This is a genomic window from Flavivirga rizhaonensis, assembly GCF_004791695.1.
GTDB lineage: Bacteria > Bacteroidota > Bacteroidia > Flavobacteriales > Flavobacteriaceae > Flavivirga > Flavivirga rizhaonensis.
Map to the genome: position 1 here is coordinate 1 of NZ_SRSO01000012.1, position 19348 is coordinate 19348.

Annotated in this window: 12 protein-coding genes, 3 tRNA genes and 1 pseudogene; 2 read left to right on the top strand and 14 right to left on the bottom strand. The window is 34.5% G+C overall.

Features of this window, described 5'->3' with window-relative positions:
- Positions 1-2583 (bottom strand): annotated as a pseudogene (locus EM932_RS10075) (hypothetical protein); the annotation flags it as partial.
- A gap of 914 nt (positions 2584-3497) precedes the next feature.
- On the opposite strand from EM932_RS10075, the gene EM932_RS10080 reads away from it, so the two are divergent.
- Positions 3498-5087, top strand: coding sequence for a peptide chain release factor 3 (locus EM932_RS10080; RefSeq protein ID WP_135877067.1), 1590 nt, complete (start codon positions 3498-3500; stop codon positions 5085-5087).
- Positions 5088-5218: 131 nt separating this feature from the next.
- Positions 5219-5455 carry a (4Fe-4S)-binding protein gene (locus tag EM932_RS10085; RefSeq protein WP_135877068.1) on the top strand — a complete coding sequence of 79 codons (237 nt, stop codon included), beginning with the start codon at positions 5219-5221 and terminating at the stop codon, positions 5453-5455.
- 324 nt (positions 5456-5779) lie between these two features.
- On the opposite strand, the gene EM932_RS10090 is transcribed toward EM932_RS10085, so the two are convergent.
- The 13 genes from EM932_RS10090 to EM932_RS10150 all read right to left on the bottom strand — a co-directional run bounded on the left by EM932_RS10090 (position 5780) and on the right by EM932_RS10150 (position 19281).
- Entirely contained in the window at positions 5780-6097 is a 318-nt protein-coding gene (locus EM932_RS10090) for a DUF3467 domain-containing protein (RefSeq protein ID WP_135877069.1), read from the bottom strand.
- A gap of 131 nt (positions 6098-6228) precedes the next feature.
- A complete protein-coding gene (gene rpoC, locus EM932_RS10095) occupies positions 6229-10530 on the bottom strand; it encodes a DNA-directed RNA polymerase subunit beta' (RefSeq protein WP_135877070.1) in 4302 nt (1433 codons plus the stop codon).
- A 71-nt stretch (positions 10531-10601) separates the two neighbouring features.
- The gene (gene rpoB, locus EM932_RS10100) at positions 10602-14414 is read right to left on the bottom strand and encodes a DNA-directed RNA polymerase subunit beta (protein ID WP_135877071.1); all 3813 of its coding nucleotides are present in this window, start codon (positions 14412-14414) and stop codon (positions 10602-10604) included.
- A 127-nt stretch (positions 14415-14541) separates the two neighbouring features.
- Positions 14542-14919 (bottom strand): 50S ribosomal protein L7/L12, encoded by a 378-nt coding sequence (rplL, locus tag EM932_RS10105; protein WP_135877072.1) that lies wholly within the window; start codon positions 14917-14919, stop codon positions 14542-14544.
- Between the two features lie 64 nt (positions 14920-14983).
- On the bottom strand, positions 14984-15505 hold the full coding sequence (gene rplJ, locus EM932_RS10110) for a 50S ribosomal protein L10 (protein WP_135877073.1): 522 nt from the start codon (positions 15503-15505) through the stop codon (positions 14984-14986).
- Positions 15506-15524: 19 nt separating this feature from the next.
- A complete protein-coding gene (gene rplA / locus EM932_RS10115; protein ID WP_135877074.1) occupies positions 15525-16214 on the bottom strand; it encodes a 50S ribosomal protein L1 in 690 nt (229 codons plus the stop codon).
- 19 nt (positions 16215-16233) lie between these two features.
- Positions 16234-16671 (bottom strand): 50S ribosomal protein L11, encoded by a 438-nt coding sequence (gene rplK / locus EM932_RS10120; protein WP_135877075.1) that lies wholly within the window; start codon positions 16669-16671, stop codon positions 16234-16236.
- A gap of 75 nt (positions 16672-16746) precedes the next feature.
- Positions 16747-17301 (bottom strand): transcription termination/antitermination protein NusG, encoded by a 555-nt coding sequence (gene nusG, locus EM932_RS10125; protein WP_135877076.1) that lies wholly within the window; start codon positions 17299-17301, stop codon positions 16747-16749.
- A gap of 17 nt (positions 17302-17318) precedes the next feature.
- A complete protein-coding gene (secE, locus tag EM932_RS10130; RefSeq protein WP_135877077.1) occupies positions 17319-17513 on the bottom strand; it encodes a preprotein translocase subunit SecE in 195 nt (64 codons plus the stop codon).
- A gap of 158 nt (positions 17514-17671) precedes the next feature.
- Positions 17672-17744: transfer RNA gene (locus EM932_RS10135), tRNA-Trp, on the bottom strand.
- A 62-nt stretch (positions 17745-17806) separates the two neighbouring features.
- Positions 17807-18994: an elongation factor Tu gene (tuf, locus tag EM932_RS10140; RefSeq protein ID WP_135877078.1), complete on the bottom strand. Its 1188-nt coding sequence runs from the start codon at positions 18992-18994 to the stop codon at positions 17807-17809.
- A gap of 74 nt (positions 18995-19068) precedes the next feature.
- A tRNA-Thr gene (locus EM932_RS10145) sits at positions 19069-19140 on the bottom strand.
- Positions 19141-19208: 68 nt separating this feature from the next.
- Positions 19209-19281: transfer RNA gene (locus EM932_RS10150), tRNA-Gly, on the bottom strand.
- Positions 19282-19348: the final 67 nt, after the last annotated feature.

A 19348-nucleotide genomic window follows, 5' to 3' on the forward strand; every position in this document is an offset into this window, starting at 1 on the left:
GTTGATCGTCACGCTAGCGGTACTACTGTTTGGACAGGTTCCTGCTGTGGTGTAAGTTACGGTATAGGTTCCCGGAGTACTGGTCGATACATCGATAAGTCCTGTTCCTGCTGTAAGTGATAAGCCTAATGTGCTACTAAATGTTCCGCCTGTTAAACCTGTTATGCTTGGCGTTGGATCTGTAGCATCTGCACAATATGCTGCGGCGCTATAGCTAAAGCCCGCATCGTCTAATGCGTTGATTGTTAATAAAACTTCATCTGAAGTCACATTCTTACAAACATTTGTAGTACTAGTAATAACTACTCGATATTCCCTTCCTGAATGACCAATTGGAGGTGCTGTCAACGTTAAAGTTGCAGCATCTATTCCGCTATAAATGCCAGCATTTGACAAGTTTGTCCATGCTCCTGCTCCAATTCTTTCTTGCCACTGATATACTAGATTATCACCAGTATCAACAACTGTGAATGTAGCATTACTACCTTCACAAATTGTACTTGCACTTGGCTGGGTTGTAATACTTCCCAGAGCAGAAGCTGTAGTTACAAATGCATTAGTTCCTTGTGGGCTTCCTGTATTTGTTGGAACCCCATTACTATCTACGCTACCTTCATCATCATCTGCTAAATTATTACTACTAGTTAAATCACCAGCAACAAAACTTCCTGATCCCTCAATAGCATCAGGACAACCATCCTCATCACTATCTACATCTAATAAATCTGGAATTGAATCTCCATCAGATTGTATCAATATTAATGGTATTCCTCCATTAGTTGGATCTGTAATATTAGACCAACCATCTCCATCTGTATCTACTAATGCTCCAGTACCTATGAACCCGTCACCATCTCCATCAACACCACCAGCTTCAATAACATCATATATACCATCATTATCACTATCTAAATCCAGAAAATCTGGAATACCATCACTATCATTATCGTATAAATCGTTTACACCATCACCATTGGTATCTGTAAATGTCGGGAAACCTGGTGTCGTATCACTGCTATCTATATAGTTTTCTATACCGTCTCCGTCATCATCACCACTTGGATCAAATGCAGAGCCTCCGGCCTCTTCTGTATCTAAAATACCATCCCCATCACTATCTAAATCACAAAAATCTTCAACGCCATCACCATCTCTATCTGGAGTTTCTACTATAGTATAATAGGATATAATCCCACCCATGGCACCATCTTGAGCACCATTAGTATTTGTATCTTGTGGTGCCTGATGCACTCCAGCAATACCTCCTTGTAAATCAATAATAATATTTGCTGGTGGTGTTGCTAAATTGTGAAGAAATACACCGCCACCGCCACCGCCACCAGGACCGTGTAATACTGTAGTACCTAAATCCTGACCATCTCCTCCTGAGATATCAACATTTACTGTTCCTGAATATGATTCTATATCAAAAGCAACAGAGCCTCCAGCCCCACCACCGCCTCCACCATCAATACCAGTTCCTGGTGCGGTTGAATCTGCTCCTTGTGCAAAAATAGTTCTGTTATTACCTACTATATGTCTGGCACGTATTACAACAATACCCCCTCCATTGGTAGCTATTGCTGGATTTAAATTAGTGATATATCCTGCTCCTCCTGCTCCTCCTAAAAAAACTCTTCTTTGTGCTAAATAAGTTGCCAAAGATTCACCTCCTAATCCTCCTGCATCTAATCCTCCTGGATGAGTATTACACCATCGTTTACCTCCAATACCTCCGGCACCATAGTTAGAACCGCCGCCACCGCCGGAATCACCAGCAACGCCACCACCACCACCATTAGCTCTATGCCCTCTACCTCTATTGAAGCTCGGGTTATCTACAACAATTCCTTGTCCCTTAGGAGAAGATACTGTATTTGTAGAAGGAAAAACCATTTGTGTAGCTGGATTTACTGTACAATTATCCAAAGAACCATTTGCGGTTACTGCAACCCCATTATATCCCATTTCTCCTGCATCAATATCTGCATTAAGGGTTAAAGTATCTTCTACAAAAATGGCTACGACACCTCCTGTTCCTAAAATAGGATCCCAAGGAATACCCGACACTAAACCATTAACATTTACATTGTTACTAAAATTTGGAACTCGAACTAATTGTAAAAGCCCAGGTACATCATAAGTATTAACTAATGCGCCATTTGGATAAATAACATTACCAATAATATTTGAAATAGTAAAAAATTCATAATTACCAGCATTACCTATACTTGTAATATCTCCAGCTGTAGATGTATTTGTATTATCTATTGTGGCTCCTTTCATTTGAATGATTAATACCTTATCTCCAATTGAAAAGGCAGAAGCATCTCCAACTGTAATAGCATTTAAACATGCCGGAGTAGTGTCACAAGGACCACACCCTGGAAAGGTTATACCAGAAACTGCTTGATAGTCATTTATTACTCCACTAATATTCGTTTGAGATATTGCAGAAATTGAAAATAACAAACTTGTAAATACCAACAAGCATGAATACTTAAACTGTTCTTTTTTTAATTCTAAATTTTTAAAAAACAAAACATGTTTATTTTTGAATAAAAAATGTCTAAGAGTTTTCATCTTTGAGAGTTATAATTAATAAATTTGGTTGTAGTAATTGATGTTATTTTATCTATAATTGGTTGATAATGAGAAAGCAAAAATTGATTTATAAAAAATCTGAAAGTCTAAAAAATCAACTTTCATTTTATCAGAAGGCTTAATAGAAAAATTCATAATGTTGAGAGTTTGTTAGTAGATATTCTTATAATAGCAATTGTTCTTATTTATTAAATTTTACTTTGTATCGATGAAATGCAATTTTAATCGATTAAATGCAAATATATGTTTTTTGTTCTCTTATACAAACAAAACCATTTTTTTTTTTAACATTTGTTAACGATGTAATATAAAGCCTTCAAAAATTATATGTTAATACTCTCAAAAACCCTATAATCACTAGCAAAACGAATAAATTACTTACAAATAATAAAATAGATTAATCTTCTATTTTTAAACAAAAACGGACACGAATAGACTCATAAATAGCTACTTAATAAAAAATCACATGTGTTTTACATATTAATTGAATAACACTATTTTATTGGTTCGTTTCACTTTAAAAAAACTAAAACAAATCTCAAAAAAACACATCAATATAACTTCATCGACAAAGTGTAATTAAATGTATAGTAGAATTAAAACCTTAAAAGCCTAAAGCTAACATATGGGTGAAGTTGCCATATCATAAGAGTAATTAGTAAGGTGTTATCATGATAATTATTTTTTATTAAAAAGCACCTTAATTATTTAAACATTTTATACCTAACATTAACACACATTAATCTATAAAGCATATCTAAAAAGTTATCATAATAATATAAAACAGGTAATTAGTTTATAAAAGCCCTATACAGGGATGTTTTCTGCAAATGATTTCTACAAAAAACAATTATATAAATATTATATTTGCAACCCATTTGTATAAACATTTTATGAGCTTTTTAGAGGAAATACAACGCAGACGAACCTTTGGTATTATTTCGCATCCCGATGCTGGAAAAACGACTTTAACTGAGAAGTTATTACTTTTTGGTGGTGCCATTCAAGAAGCTGGTGCTGTAAAGAGTAATAAAATAAAGAAAGGCGCTACTAGCGATTTTATGGAAATAGAACGCCAACGTGGTATTTCTGTTGCTACTTCTGTTTTAGCTTTTGAATATAATGGCATAAAAATTAATATTCTTGATACACCTGGACATAAAGATTTTGCTGAAGATACTTTTAGAACACTGACAGCGGTTGATAGCGTTATTGTAGTAATCGATGTTGCTAAAGGTGTCGAGGATCAAACTGAAAAATTAGTTGAAGTTTGTAGAATGCGAAACATTCCAATGATTGTTTTCATTAATAAAATGGATAGAGAGGGTAAAGATGCTTTCGATCTTTTAGATGAAATTGAACAAAAGTTAGGATTAAAAGTGACGCCATTGAGTTTCCCAATTGGTATGGGCTACGATTTTAAAGGTATTTACAATATTTGGGAAAAGAATATTAATTTATTTAGCGGAGATAGTAGAAAAGACATAGAAGAAACCATCGAAATTAAAGATTTAACATCTTCGGAATTAGATTCACTAATAGGTGACAAGGCTGCCCAAACGTTAAGAGATGAAATTGAACTCGTAGAAGGTATATATCCTGAATTTAAAAAAGAGGATTACCTTAATGGTGATTTACAACCTGTGTTTTTTGGTTCTGCTTTAAATAATTTTGGAGTTAGAGAGTTATTAGATTGCTTTGTTGAAATTGCTCCTAAACCAAGACCTAAGCAAAGCGAAGAACGTTTAATAGAACCTGATGAAGATAAATTCTCTGGATTTGTTTTTAAGATACATGCTAATATGGATCCTAACCATAGAGATCGTTTAGCCTTCATTAAAATTGTATCTGGTACGTTTAAAAGAAATACACCTTATTTACATGTAAGAAACAAGAAAAAGCTAAAGTTTTCTAGTCCAAATGCCTTTTTTGCTGAGAAGAAAGAAATTGTAGACGTCTCTTATCCAGGAGATATTGTTGGGTTACATGATACTGGTAACTTTAAAATTGGTGACACACTTACTGAAGGTGAAACTATCAATTATAAAGGCGTTCCTAGTTTCTCTCCCGAACATTTTAGGTATATTAATAATGCGGACCCTTTAAAATCTAAACAACTTTTTAAAGGCATAGACCAGTTAATGGACGAAGGTGTTGCGCAGTTATTTACACTGGAACTAAATGGCAGAAAAGTAATAGGAACCGTTGGCGCATTACAATATGAAGTTATTCAATATAGATTAGAGCATGAATATGGAGCAAAATGTTCTTATGAAAACTTAAATGTTCATAAGGCTTGTTGGGTTGATCCAGAAGATTCAAAAAGTGAGGAATACAAAGAATTTATTAGAGTAAAACAACGTTTTCTAGCGAAAGACAAACAAAATCAGTTAGTCTTTTTAGCAGATTCTCCTTTTTCATTACAAATGACACAGCAAAAATACCCTAGTATAACCTTTCATTTCACTTCAGAATTTAACTAATTCCAGTATGTATTTAATCGATACTTTGGTTTTTAAACGATATTTTCATACATTTAGTCGATTATTTGAATATTTAAATAAATTGCTATATACATTTAAAAATAGAATTACGGCCTTAAAATAACCTACTTATGAAAACTAAAGATAATGTTTTCAGTAATTTAGACATTACTGTAACTTTTGACCCCTGTACCTGCATACATTCTGATCATTGTGCAAAAGAACTTTCAAGTGTATTTCAGGATTCTGTTATTCCCTGGATTGATCTTGAAGGAGCGCCTACAAAAAAAATAATACAGCAAGTAAAAAAATGCCCTTCCGGTGCTTTGCAGTTTCATTACAACAAAGAAGGTAAAAAGGTCGCATAAATTTAGTTATAAAAACATAACAAAGTAAAATAAGCTTATTTAAGCTGTTTTGTGCTTGTGCCTTCTGACTATCATATAAAATTTAAAAAGAGAGCTGAAAGCTAATTTATTTAGTCCAAATTTCAAGAGGTATAGTTAAAATTAATGAAACGTTTTTTAAGTATAGTTAATTATTATAAAAATAAAGAGGCTGTCTAAAAAGTGTCATTCTGAATGGAATGAAGAATCTCTTTAAAATATATGACTCTGATTATGAGTGAAATAAGATTCTTCGCGTTGCTCTGAATGACAAGATTAACCACTTTTCAGACAGCCTCTTTATTTTTATGCTTGACCAGTTGGACCAAAATTTAAAGGTATTGGAGGTTGTTCATAATCTTTAATTTCACCGTGAGCATTTTCAAACCTAGCTACATTTTCTCCCAAAGCTTTTAATAAACGTTTAGCATGTTGAGGCGTTAATATTATTCTAGATTTCACTTTACTCTTAGGAATTCCAGGCATAATATTTACAAAATCTACAACAAACTCTGAAACTGAATGATTAATAATAGCTAAATTGGAATATGTTCCTTCAGCTACTTTTTCATCTAGTTCAATGTTAATTTGACCTTGCTTTTGATTATCTTTTTCGTTTGCCATAACATATATGTTTTTTAATTAATAAAAAAATCCTGCTATTGCAGGATTTCTCTCTTTATGAGATTCCCACCTACGTGGGAATAATTTGATTATCCAACTCTCTCTTTAAAAAAAAGAGAGCTGGAATCTCATTAATTATAATTTAATTCTTGTTTTACCTGCATCATTTCATCAAACTCTTCTTTAGAGCCTACAATGATATCTGTATAACTTCGCATACCTGTACCTGCTGGTATTCTATGTCCAACAATTACATTTTCTTTCAATCCTTCTAAATTATCTACTTTACCTGCTACAGCCGCTTCATTAAGAACCTTAGTTGTTTCCTGGAACGATGCTGCAGAAATAAATGATTTAGTTTGAAGTGAAGCCCTTGTTATACCTTGCAATATTGGAGTAGCAGTTGCTGGCTTAGCATCTCTTGCTTCTACAAGTTGCTTATCTTCTCTACGTAAAATTGAATTTTCATCTCTTAGTTCGCGAGGCGAAATAATTTGTCCTGCTTTAAGATTTGTTGAATCTCCAGCATTTTCGATCACTTTCATTCCGAAAATATCGTCATTTTCTTTAATGAAATCTGCTTTATGAGCTAATTGATCTTCTAAGAAGATTGTATCTCCAGAATCAATAATACGTACTTTACGCATCATCTGTCTTACAACAACTTCGAAGTGCTTATCATTAATCTTCACTCCTTGTAAACGATATACTTCTTGTACTTCGTTCACTAAGTATTGTTGTACCGCAGAAGGGCCTTTAATATTTAAGATATCGTTTGGCGTAATAGAACCATCAGAAAGTGGCATACCAGCTTTTACATAATCATTTTCTTGTACAAGAATTTGATTCGATAATTTAACAAGGTATTTCTTGATTTCTCCTAATTTAGATTCTACAATAATCTCACGATTACCTCTTTTTATCTTACCAAAAGAAACAACTCCATCAATCTCACTTACTACAGCTGGGTTTGAAGGATTACGCGCTTCGAATAACTCCGTTACACGAGGTAAACCTCCAGTAATATCGCCCGCTTTAGCAGATTTACGTGGTATTTTAACTAAAACTTTTCCAACCTTAATTTTATCTCCATCGTCAATCATTAAATGCGCTCCAACAGGTAAATTGTAGGAACGTATTGTTTCACCTTTTGCATCTTCAATATGAAGTGTTGGAATAAGTTTCTTATTTCTAGATTCAGAAATTACTTTTTCTTGGAAGCCTGTTTGTTCATCAATTTCAACTTGATAAGTAACACCTTGTTCTATATTTTCATATTTCACTTTACCAGCAAATTCTGAAATAATAACACCATTATATGGATCCCAAGAACAAACTACATCTCCTTTAGTTAAGCTATCTCCATTTTTAACATAAATGGTTGAACCATAAGGGATATTATTTGTACTTAAAACAATTCCTGTTTTCTTATCTGTAAGCTTAAGTTCTGATGTTCTGGAAATAACAATATCAACAATATTTCCTTCTCCATCCTCACCTTTAACTGTTTTTAAGTCTTCAATTTCAGCAAGACCATCAAATTTAACAGCTAATTTATTGTCTTCAGAAATGTTACCTGCAATACCCCCTACGTGGAATGTACGAAGTGTTAACTGTGTTCCTGGTTCTCCAATAGATTGTGCAGCAACAACACCAACAGCTTCTCCTCTTTGTACCATTTTACCTGTCGCTAAATTACGACCATAACATTTAGCACAAATTCCTTGTAACGCTTCACATGTTAACGCAGAACGTACCTCTAAACTTTCAATTGGGGAGGCTTCTATAGCTTTTGCTATATCGTCTTCAATTAATTGACCAGATGCTACTAATAACTCTTCGGTTAAAGGATTGTAAACATCGTTTAATGAAACACGTCCAACAATTCTCTCTTCAAGCTTTTCTACAACTTCATCGTTCTTTTTTAATGGCTCAACTTCTACACCTCTTAACGTACCACAATCTTCTGTATTGATAATAACATCTTGAGATACATCAACCAAACGACGTGTTAAGTAACCCGCATCCGCTGTTTTAAGAGCGGTATCTGCAAGACCTTTACGCGCACCGTGCGTAGAAATAAAGTATTCTAAAATTGAAAGTCCTTCTTTAAAGTTGGAAAGAATTGGATTCTCAATAATCTCGCCACCACCTGCATTAGATTTTTTAGGTTTCGCCATTAATCCACGCATCCCTGTAAGCTGACGAATCTGTTCTTTAGATCCACGGGCTCCAGAATCAAGCATCATAAACACCGAATTAAATCCTTGCTGATCTTCACGAATACGTTTCATTGACAACTCAGTCAATTCAGCATTTGTAGATGTCCAGATATCAATAACCTGGTTATAACGTTCGTTATTTGTTATAAGTCCCATGTTATAGTTACCCATAATACCATCAACTAAACCATTCGCTTTGTCAATCATCCCTTGTTTTTCCGGTGGAATGATAATATCACCTAAACTAAATGATAACCCACCCTGGAATGCAAATTTGAATCCTAAAGTTCTAATAGCATCTAAGAAATCTGCAGTTTCTGGAACTGAAGTAAACTTTAAAATGCTACCGATAATATCTCTTAATGATTTCTTAGTAAGTACTTCATTAATATAACCTGCTGCTTGTGGTACATGTTGGTTGAATAATACACGACCAACAGTGGTTTCTACAATTGTAGGTGCCAATTTACCATCTTCATTAATATCAATGGTTCTTACTTTAATACCAGCATTTAAATCTACTTGTTTCTCATTAAAAGCAATAACAACTTCTTCTGAAGAATAGAATGTTAAGCCTTCTCCTTTAACTTGTAGTTCTGGAGTAGACTTACGCAACTTCGTCATATAATATAGACCAAGTACCATATCTTGTGAAGGTACTGTTACTGGAGATCCATTAGCTGGATTTAAGATATTATGAGATGCCAACATTAATAATTGACATTCTAAAATAGCTTCTGGCCCTAGTGGTAAATGTACCGCCATTTGGTCACCATCAAAATCCGCATTAAATGCCGTACATACTAATGGGTGTAACTGAATTGCTTTTCCTTCAATTAATTTTGGTTGGAAAGCTTGTATACCCAGTCTATGTAAAGTAGGCGCACGGTTTAGCAATACAGGATGTCCTTTAAGAACATTTTCCAAGATATCCCAAACCACTGGCTCTCTTTTATCTATAATTTTCTTTGCTGATTTTACAGTTTTAACTATACCTCTTTCAATTAGTTTTCTAATTACGAAAGGCTTGTAAAGCTCTGCAGCCATATTTTTTGGTAAACCACATTCGAATAATTTCAATTCTGGTCCAACAACAATAACAGAACGAGCAGAATAATCAACACGTTTTCCAAGTAAGTTTTGACGGAAACGTCCTTGCTTACCTTTTAATGAATCTGATAATGATTTTAAAGGTCTGTTAGAATCTGTTTTTACAGCTGATGATTTACGTGTATTATCAAATAATGAATCTACAGACTCCTGAAGCATACGTTTTTCATTACGTAAAATCACTTCTGGTGCTTTAATCTCAACTAATCTTTTAAGACGGTTATTACGGATAATAACACGACGGTATAAATCATTTAAATCAGACGTTGCAAAACGACCTCCATCTAGTGGTACTAATGGACGTAATTCTGGCGGAATGATTGGAATCACTTTCATAATCATCCATTCTGGACGATTCTCTCTATTTAGATTAGATTCTCGTAAAGACTCTACTACTTGTAAACGTTTTAAAGCTTCTGTTTTACGTTGTTTAGACGTTTCAGTATTTGCTTTATGACGCAATTCGTATGATAATGTTTCTAAATCAATTCTTGCTAATAACTCAATAAGACATTCAGCTCCCATTTTAGCTAAGAATTTGTTAGGATCTGTATCGTCTAAATATTGATTGTCTTGAGGAAGTTCTTCAAGTATATTTAAATACTCTTCCTCCGTTAAAAAGTCCATTTTCTGTAATGGTTCCCCTTCTTCATTTTTGGCATTACCAGGTTGAATTACTACATAACGTTCGTAGTAAATAATCATATCTAATTTCTTAGATGGTAACCCTAATAAATAACCTATTTTATTTGGCAACGAACGGAAGTACCAGATATGAGCTACAGGAACTACTAAATTAATGTGTCCTACTCTATCACGACGTACTTTCTTTTCTGTTACTTCTACACCACAACGATCACAAACGATTCCTTTGTAGCGAATTCTTTTATATTTACCACAAGCACACTCATAATCCTTTACAGGACCAAAAATACGCTCACAGAACAAACCATCACGTTCTGGTTTGTGAGTTCGATAATTGATAGTTTCTGGTTTTAAAACCTCACCTCTAGACTCTGCTAAAATAGACTCTGGTGATGCTAAACCAATTGAGATTTTATTAAATCTCTTTACCGTATTCTTATCTTGTTTTCTTGCCATTTCTTTATAGTATTCAGTGTTCAGTGTTCAGTATCCAGTGCCAACTGTACACTGTTTACTGCTCACTAATTTTACTCCTCTAGTCTAATATCTAATCCTAATCCTTTCAATTCATGCATAAGTACGTTGAAAGACTCAGGTAGTCCCGGATCTGGCATTGGCTCTCCTTTAACAATACTTTCGTAAGTTTTAGCTCTACCAATAACATCATCAGATTTTACAGTTAAGATTTCCCGTAAGGTACTTGATGCTCCATAAGCCTCTAGTGCCCATACTTCCATCTCTCCGAAACGTTGACCACCAAACTGTGCTTTACCGCCTAATGGCTGTTGCGTAATTAATGAGTAAGGTCCAATAGAACGTGCGTGCATTTTATCGTCTACCATATGTCCTAGTTTCAGCATGTAAATCACACCAACTGTTGCTGGTTGATCGAAACGCTGACCAGTTCCACCATCGTAGAGGTAAGTATGTCCATATCTTGGAATTCCAGCTTCATCTGTAAATTCGTTAATTTGGTCTATTGTTGCTCCATCAAAAATAGGCGTTGCATATGTACGCCCTAAGTTTTGTCCAGCCCAACCTAATACGGTTTCGTATATCTGACCAATGTTCATACGAGAAGGTACACCAAGTGGATTTAATACAATATCAACAGGTGTTCCATCTTCTAAGAAAGGCATATCTTCTTGACGAACAATTCTTGCAACAATACCTTTGTTACCGTGGCGTCCTGCCATTTTATCACCTACTTTAAGTTTACGTTTTTTAGCAATATAAACTTTTGCAAGTTTGATAATACCTGCTGGTAATTCATCTCCCACAGAAATTGTAAACTTCTCACGTCTTAAAGACCCTTGTAAGTCGTTTTCTTTAATTTTATAGTTATGAATTAAATCGGCAACAAGTTTATTTGTATGTTCATCTGTTGTCCATTTCCCAGACACTAAGTGCGCATAATCATCAACAGCATTTAACATTTTAAGTGTGAATTTCTTTCCTTTAGGAAGTACTTCTTCACCTAAATCATTAAAGATACCTTGTGCAGTTTTACCATTTACAATAGCAAATAATTTTTCAATTAAAGTATCCTTTAATGCATCAAATTTTGAATCATAAATACCTTCTAATTGTAAGATATCATCTTTATCCTGAGCTCTCTTACGTTTATCTTTTACAGCACGTGCAAATAATTTTTTCTCAATTACAACACCATTTAAAGATGGCGAAGCTTTTAAAGAAGCATCTTTTACATCACCTGCTTTATCACCAAAGATAGCACGTAATAGTTTTTCTTCTGGAGTTGGATCAGATTCACCTTTTGGAGTAATCTTACCGATAAGAATATCACCAGGTTTTACTTCTGCTCCTACGCGAATCATTCCGTTTTCATCTAAATCTTTAGTAGCTTCTTCTGAAACATTAGGAATATCGTTAGTTAACTCTTCGTTACCTAATTTTGTATCTCTAACTTCTAAAGAATACTCATCAATATGAATAGATGTAAAGATATCTTCACGTACTACTTTTTCAGAAATTACAATAGCATCCTCAAAGTTATACCCTTTCCAAGGCATAAAGGCTACTTTCATATTTCTACCTAAAGCTAACTCTCCTTTTTGTGTGGCATACCCTTCACATAAAACCTGACCTTTTGTTACAATGTCTCCTTTGATCACAATTGGTTTTAGGTTGATCGATGTTCCTTGGTTTGTTTTTCTGAATTTTACTAATTGATACGTTTTAATATCACTATCAAAACTAACCGCAGCTTCATCCTCTGTACGATCGTATCTAATTTTTATTTCGTTAGCATCAACATATAGTACTTCTCCTCTTCCTTCTGCATTAATTAATACACGAGAATCTGAAGCTACTTGACGCTCTAATCCTGTTCCAACTATTGGTGCTTGTGGCAATAATAATGGTACTGCTTGGCGCATCATGTTAGATCCCATCAAGGCTCTATTCGCATCATCATGCTCTAAGAATGGAATTAAAGATGAAGAAATTGACGATATTTGGTTTGGTGCTACGTCTGTATAATTTACAGAAGTAGGCTCTATTACTGGGAAATCTCCCTCCATACGGGCAATTACCTTATCATGTAATATTTTACCATCATCATCAACCTTAACAGTTGCTTGTGCAATTAATTTCTCTTCTTCTTCCTCTGCACTCAAATATGTTGGTTCATTTTTAATATCAACAACACCATCTGTTACTTTTCTATAAGGTGTTTCAATGAACCCCATAGAATTCACTTTAGCATATACTGAAAGTGAAGAAATTAAACCAATGTTTGGTCCCTCTGGTGTTTCAATAGGACATAAACGCCCATAATGAGTATAGTGTACATCACGAACCTCAAAACCCGCTCTTTCACGAGATAAACCTCCTGGTCCTAGTGCAGATAAACGACGTTTGTGTGTAATTTCAGCCAATGGATTTGTTTGATCCATAAACTGAGATAATTGGTTTGTACCAAAGAATGAATTAATTACAGACGATAATGTCTTAGCATTAATTAAATCTATTGGGGTAAAAACCTCATTATCACGAACATTCATACGCTCACGAATGGTACGTGCCATACGTGCTAAACCAACACCAAACTGTTGAGATAATTGCTCACCTACTGTACGCACACGACGGTTAGATAAGTGATCAATATCATCAATCTCTGCTTTTGAGTTGATAAGTTCGATTAAGTATTTTATGATCGTAATGATATCTTCTTTGGTAAGTACTTGCTTGTCCATTCCGATATCAAGACCTAATTTTTTGTTCATTCTATAACGACCTACTTCTCCTAAAGAGTAACGTTGGTCTGAGAAGAATAATTTATCAATGATACCACGTGCTGTTTCCTCATCTGGCGGCTCAGCATTACGTAATTGTCTGTAGATATGTTCAACAGCCTCTTTTTCTGAGTTTGTTGGATCTTTTTGAAGCGTGTTGTGAATAATGGCGTAATCACCTTGCTCAGCACTTTCTTTATGTAAAAGAATTGTTTTTACCTCTGCTTCAATAATTTCTTCTACATTTTCTTTATCTAATATAGTATCGCGATCAAGCACAATTTCGTTACGCTCAATAGAAACTACCTCTCCTGTATCTTCATCAACAAAATCCTCATGCCATGTGTTTAATACACGTGCTGCTAATTTTCTTCCTAAATATTTTTTTAATCCAGATTTAGATACTTTAACTTCTTCAGCAAGATCAAAAATCTCTAAGATATCTTTATCACGTTCAAAACCAATAGCTCTGAATAACGTCGTAACAGGTAACTTTTTCTTTCTGTCAATGTAAGCATACATTACCTGATTAATATCTGTTGCAAATTCAATCCAAGATCCTTTGAAAGGAATTACTCTAGCTGAATATAATTTTGTTCCATTTGCATGGAAAGATTGACCAAAGAATACTCCTGGTGATCGGTGTAATTGAGACACTACTACACGTTCTGCACCATTAATACAGAATGTACCACTTGGTGTCATGTAAGGTATCGTACCTAAGTACACATCTTGAACAATGGTCTCGAAATCCTCATGTTCAGGGTCTGTACAATATAACTTTAACCTTGCTTTTAGCGGAACGCTGTAAGTAAGCCCTCTTTCAATACACTCATCAATAGCATATCTTGGTGGATCTACGAAGTAATCTAAAAATTCTAAAACAAATTGATTACGAGAATCTGTAATAGGGAAATTTTCCATGAAGGTGTTATAAAGACCTTCATCTCCTCTTTCTTCCGATTTTGTTTCTAATTGGAAAAAATCCTGGAAGGATTTAATCTGAATATCCAAGAAATCTGGGTATTCTGTTCTATTTACAATAGACGAGAAATTTAATCTTTCAGCTTGTGTTGATAACATCAATGGACGGAATTATGATTAAAAAATAATAGTGATAACGTATACGTAATAATTATATACGCAAAATGGTTTAGGCCTTGAAGATTACTCTTCAGACCTAAACCTTTATGTTTTTGAGTTGTTAAGCTTACTTAAGCTCAACCTCAGCTCCAGCTTCTTCTAAAGACGCTTTTAAACCTTCAGCTTCATCTTTAGAAACACCTTCTTTAATAGCGCTTGGTGCTTCATCAACTAAACCTTTAGCTTCTTTTAATCCTAAACCAGTTAATTCTTTAACTAATTTAACAACTGCTAATTTAGATCCACCAGCAGCTTTTAGTATAACATCAAATTCAGTTTTCTCTTCTGTAGCGTCTCCACCAGCAGCAGCTCCACCAGCAGCAACAGCAACAGCTGCAGCAGCAGGTTCGATACCATACTCATCTTTTAATATAGTAGCTAACTCGTTTACTTCTTTTACTGTTAAGTTAACTAATTGTTCTGCGAAATCTTTTAAATCTGCCATTTTTCTATCGTTTTAATAATTTTTTAATAATAATATAATTGTAATAAGTGCGTACTACTTAATACTATCCTTCTTTTTCGGATAGTGTTTTAATAATTCCAGCAATAGTTCCTCCACCTGATTTAAGTGCAGAAATAACATTTTTAGCTGGAGATTGTAATAATGTAATTATTTCTCCAATCAATTCTTCTTTAGACTTGATATCTACTAACATGTCTAATTGATCATCGCCAATGTAAACAGCCTCTTCAATAAAAGCTCCTTTTAATAAAGGCTTTTCTGATTTTTTTCTGAAGGCTTTAATTACTTTAGCTGGAGCATTTCCAGTTTCAGAATACATTACTGAAGTATTACCTTTTAAAACTTCTGGAAGCTCTCCAAATTCTCTATCTGAAGCTTCCATTGCTTTTTCAAGTAATGTGTTTTTAACTACTGCTAACTTAACGCCTGCTTTAAAACAAGCACGACGTAAATCTGAAGTATTACCTGCATTTAATCCTGAAATATCTGCTAAATAGATGTTAGCATTATCGGCTAATTGTACAGTTAATTCTTCGATTACTTGTGATTTTTCTTCTCTTGTCATAATAAAAGTTTTTAACTAATTAACCAATCTTAGTATCAACAGCAACACTAGGACTCATAGTAGAAGACATAAAAATGCTTTTTACATAAACTCCTTTTGCTGTAGTTGGTTTAAGTTTCATTAATGTTTGTAATAATTCATTTGCATTTCCTGCAATTTTATCAGCACTAAATGATGCTTTACCTATCGCAGCGTGTACAATACCTGTTTTATCAACTTTAAAATCGATTTTACCAGCTTTTACTTCTGTTACAGCTTTAGCAACATCCATAGTTACTGTACCTGTTTTTGGGTTAGGCATTAAACCACGAGGACCTAATACACGTCCTAATGGACCTAATTTACCCATAACACTTGGCATTGTGATAATTACATCTACATCTGTCCAACCACTCTTGATTTTATCAAGGTACTCGTCTAAACCAACGTAATCTGCGCCAGCTTCTTTAGCTTCTGCTTCTTTGTCTGGTGTTACTAATGCTAATACTTTCATATCTTTACCAGTACCATGAGGAAGTGATACAACACCTCTCACCATTTGATTTGCTTTTCTAGGATCTACTCCTAAACGCACTGCCAAATCTATTGACGCATCAAATTTTGTATTGGTAATTTCCTTTATTAATGCTGACGCTTCTTCAACAGAATAAATTCTTCCTTTTTCTATTTTTGCTGCAGCCTCTTTTTGCTTTTTTGTTAATCTTGCCATTTTTAATGTCTTTTAAAGATTAATTAGGAAATTTTCCTGTAACGGTTATTCCCATAGATCTTGCTGTACCAGCAACCATTTTCATAGCAGACTCAGTAGTAAATGCATTTAAATCTACCATTTTGTCTTCTGCAATAGTTTTAATCTGATCCCAAGAAACTTTAGCTACTTTCTTTCGGTTTGGTTCTCCTGAACCTTTCTTCACCTTGGCCGCTTCTAATAATTGTACTGCAGCTGGAGGAGTCTTAATTACAAAGTCAAATGATTTGTCTTTGTAAACAGATATAACTACTGGTAATACTTTACCAGGCTTATCTTGTGTTCTAGCATTAAATTGCTTACAGAACTCCATGATGTTAACTCCAGCAGCACCTAAAGCGGGTCCAACCGGTGGCGACGGATTCGCTGCACCTCCCCGAACTTGTAACTTAACTACTTTACCTAATTCTTTTGCCATTTTTAATAATTTAGTTAGATACGATTCTTATAGTTGGAAGCAAAAGAACGTATCTTTTATATAGTGTAACAATTATTATACTTTTTCTACTTGCATATAACTTAATTCTAATGGTGTTTTTCTTCCAAAAATCTTTACCATTACTTCAAGCTTACGCTTTTCTTCATTTATTTTTTCTATAGTTCCATCAAATCCATTGAAAGGACCATCAATAACTTTAACTGTTTCTCCTTTAGTAAAAGGAATGGCTACGTTTACGGTTTCTTCTACAGATAACTCATCAACTTTACCTAACATTCTGTTTACTTCGGATTGTCTAAGTGGCACAGGATCTCCTCCTTTTGTTTCACCTAAAAATCCAATGACGTTAGTAACCGAACGTATTATATGAGGCACTTCTCCTGTTAAATTAGCCTGAACCATTATATACCCTGGGAAAAACACTTTCTCCTTATGGATTTTTTTTCCATTTCTAATTTGGATCACTCGTTCGGTAGGAACCAATACTTGATCAACATAATCTTGAAGACCTAATCGAGCTATTTCATTCTCAATATAAGTTTTAATCTTATTTTCTTGACCACTTACGGCTCTAACAACGTACCATTTTTTTTCGCTTACTTCTGACATAAAATCAACATTAATTATTAATTAATTAATTCAAAGTAATAACTAACAACTTTACTGAATACTGTATCTACTCCCCAAATTGCCAAGGAAAATATAATTGAAAATACAGCAACTAAAACCGTTAGACTTTGTGCTTCAGCCCATGATGGCCAACTCACATTGTTTTTAAGTTCTTCAAATGATTCTTTTACGTAATTTACAATTCCAGCCATTTATTATTTTTTTGAACACTTTACTTCGACTGCCTTAAGTATACAGGCTACGTTCAGTGTAAACTTACCTAGAAACGTTTTGTCTCTTATATTTTCATGGATTAAAAGTTACTTTACTATGCTGAGCATAAAACTTTGACTAACAATCCTTCTCTTTGCACGGGTTGAGAGACTCGAACTCCCGACACCTGGTTTTGGAGACCAGTGCTCTACCAACTGAGCTAAACCCGTAAATATAAGTCAAGGTATTCCGAAAACGGAATACCTTAGCTTATTATTTATTTAAAACTGTATTAGTCTAAAATTTCAGTTACCTGACCTGCACCAACAGTTCTACCACCTTCACGGATCGCAAAACGCAAACCTACGTTCATTGCAATTGGTTGAATTAATTCAACAGTAATAGTTAAGTTATCTCCAGGCATAACCATTTCAACTCCATCAGGAAGCGCAATGTTTCCAGTTACGTCAGTTGTACGAACGTAGAACTGTGGACGGTAGTTATTATGGAATGGTGTGTGACGACCACCTTCTTCTTTTTTAAGGATATAAACTTCTGCTTTAAATTTAGCATGTGGAGTTACAGAACCTGGCTTACAGATTACCATACCTCTAGAGATTTGAGTTTTCTCAATACCTCTTAATAAAATACCAGCATTATCACCAGCTTCACCTCTATCTAATATTTGACGGAACATTTCAATACCTGTAATAGTAGATGTTAATTTCTCAGCACCCATACCAATAATTTCTACAGGATCTCCAGTGTTAGCTATACCTGTTTCGATACGACCTGTTGCTACAGTTCCACGACCAGTAATTGAAAATACATCTTCAATTGGCATTAAGAAATCTTTATCAACTTCTCTTAATGGCTCTTCGATCCAAGAATCACAAGCTGCCATTAATTCCATTACTGTATCAACCCATTTTTGCTCACCGTTAAGTGCACCTAAAGCTGAACCAGCAATTACAGGACCATTATCTCCATCGTACTCATAGAAAGATAATAAGTCTCTGATTTCCATATCTACTAATTCAAGTAATTCTTCATCATCAACCATATCCACTTTATTCATGAATACAACGATACGAGGAATACCTACTTGACGCCCTAATAAGATATGCTCACGAGTTTGTGGCATAGGACCATCTGTCGCTGCAACAACTAATATTGCTCCATCCATTTGAGCAGCACCCGTTACCATGTTCTTTACGTAATCCGCGTGACCTGGACAGTCAACGTGTGCATAGTGACGATTTTCTGTTTGATATTCTACGTGAGATGTATTAATAGTAATACCTCTTTCTTTCTCTTCCGGAGCGTTATCAATTTGATCGAAGTCTCTTGCTTCTGATAAACCTGCATCAGCTAATACTTTAGTAATAGCAGCAGTTAAAGTTGTTTTACCGTGATCTACGTGTCCAATAGTACCAATATTTAAGTGTGGTTTTGAACGATCGAAAGTTGCCTTTGCCATGTTTTTTAAATAATTTAATCTTAGTTATATAATAATATTAGTGTATTCTAATTTTTTCTTAATCTTTAAAATAGAGCCAATGACGGGAATTGAACCCGTGACCTCTTCCTTACCAAGGAAACGCTCTACCCCTGAGCTACACCGGCAGTTCATTTACGATTGCCGATTTTAGATTTACGATTTGCATTCGTACATCGTAACTCGTAAATTTTTGAGCGAGAGACCGGGTTCGAACCGGCGACATTCAGCTTGGAAGGCTGACGCTCTACCAACTGAGCTACTCTCGCAATTTTTAGATTTCTTTTGGAAATCTTTGGTTTTCAATATGTAATGAACTTTATCGAGAGATCACGT

Coding starts and splice junctions, on each gene's coding strand:
- EM932_RS10080 (WP_135877067.1), top strand. CDS start 3,498: ATGAGCTTTTTAGAGGAAATACAACGCAGACGAACCTTTGGTATTATT.
- EM932_RS10085 (WP_135877068.1), top strand. CDS start 5,219: ATGAAAACTAAAGATAATGTTTTCAGTAATTTAGACATTACTGTAACT.
- EM932_RS10090 (WP_135877069.1), bottom strand. CDS start 6,097: ATGGCAAACGAAAAAGATAATCAAAAGCAAGGTCAAATTAACATTGAA.
- rpoC (WP_135877070.1), bottom strand. CDS start 10,530: ATGGCAAGAAAACAAGATAAGAATACGGTAAAGAGATTTAATAAAATC.
- rpoB (WP_135877071.1), bottom strand. CDS start 14,414: ATGTTATCAACACAAGCTGAAAGATTAAATTTCTCGTCTATTGTAAAT.
- rplL (WP_135877072.1), bottom strand. CDS start 14,919: ATGGCAGATTTAAAAGATTTCGCAGAACAATTAGTTAACTTAACAGTA.
- rplJ (WP_135877073.1), bottom strand. CDS start 15,505: ATGACAAGAGAAGAAAAATCACAAGTAATCGAAGAATTAACTGTACAA.
- rplA (WP_135877074.1), bottom strand. CDS start 16,214: ATGGCAAGATTAACAAAAAAGCAAAAAGAGGCTGCAGCAAAAATAGAA.
- rplK (WP_135877075.1), bottom strand. CDS start 16,671: ATGGCAAAAGAATTAGGTAAAGTAGTTAAGTTACAAGTTCGGGGAGGT.
- nusG (WP_135877076.1), bottom strand. CDS start 17,301: ATGTCAGAAGTAAGCGAAAAAAAATGGTACGTTGTTAGAGCCGTAAGT.
- secE (WP_135877077.1), bottom strand. CDS start 17,513: ATGGCTGGAATTGTAAATTACGTAAAAGAATCATTTGAAGAACTTAAA.
- tuf (WP_135877078.1), bottom strand. CDS start 18,994: ATGGCAAAGGCAACTTTCGATCGTTCAAAACCACACTTAAATATTGGT.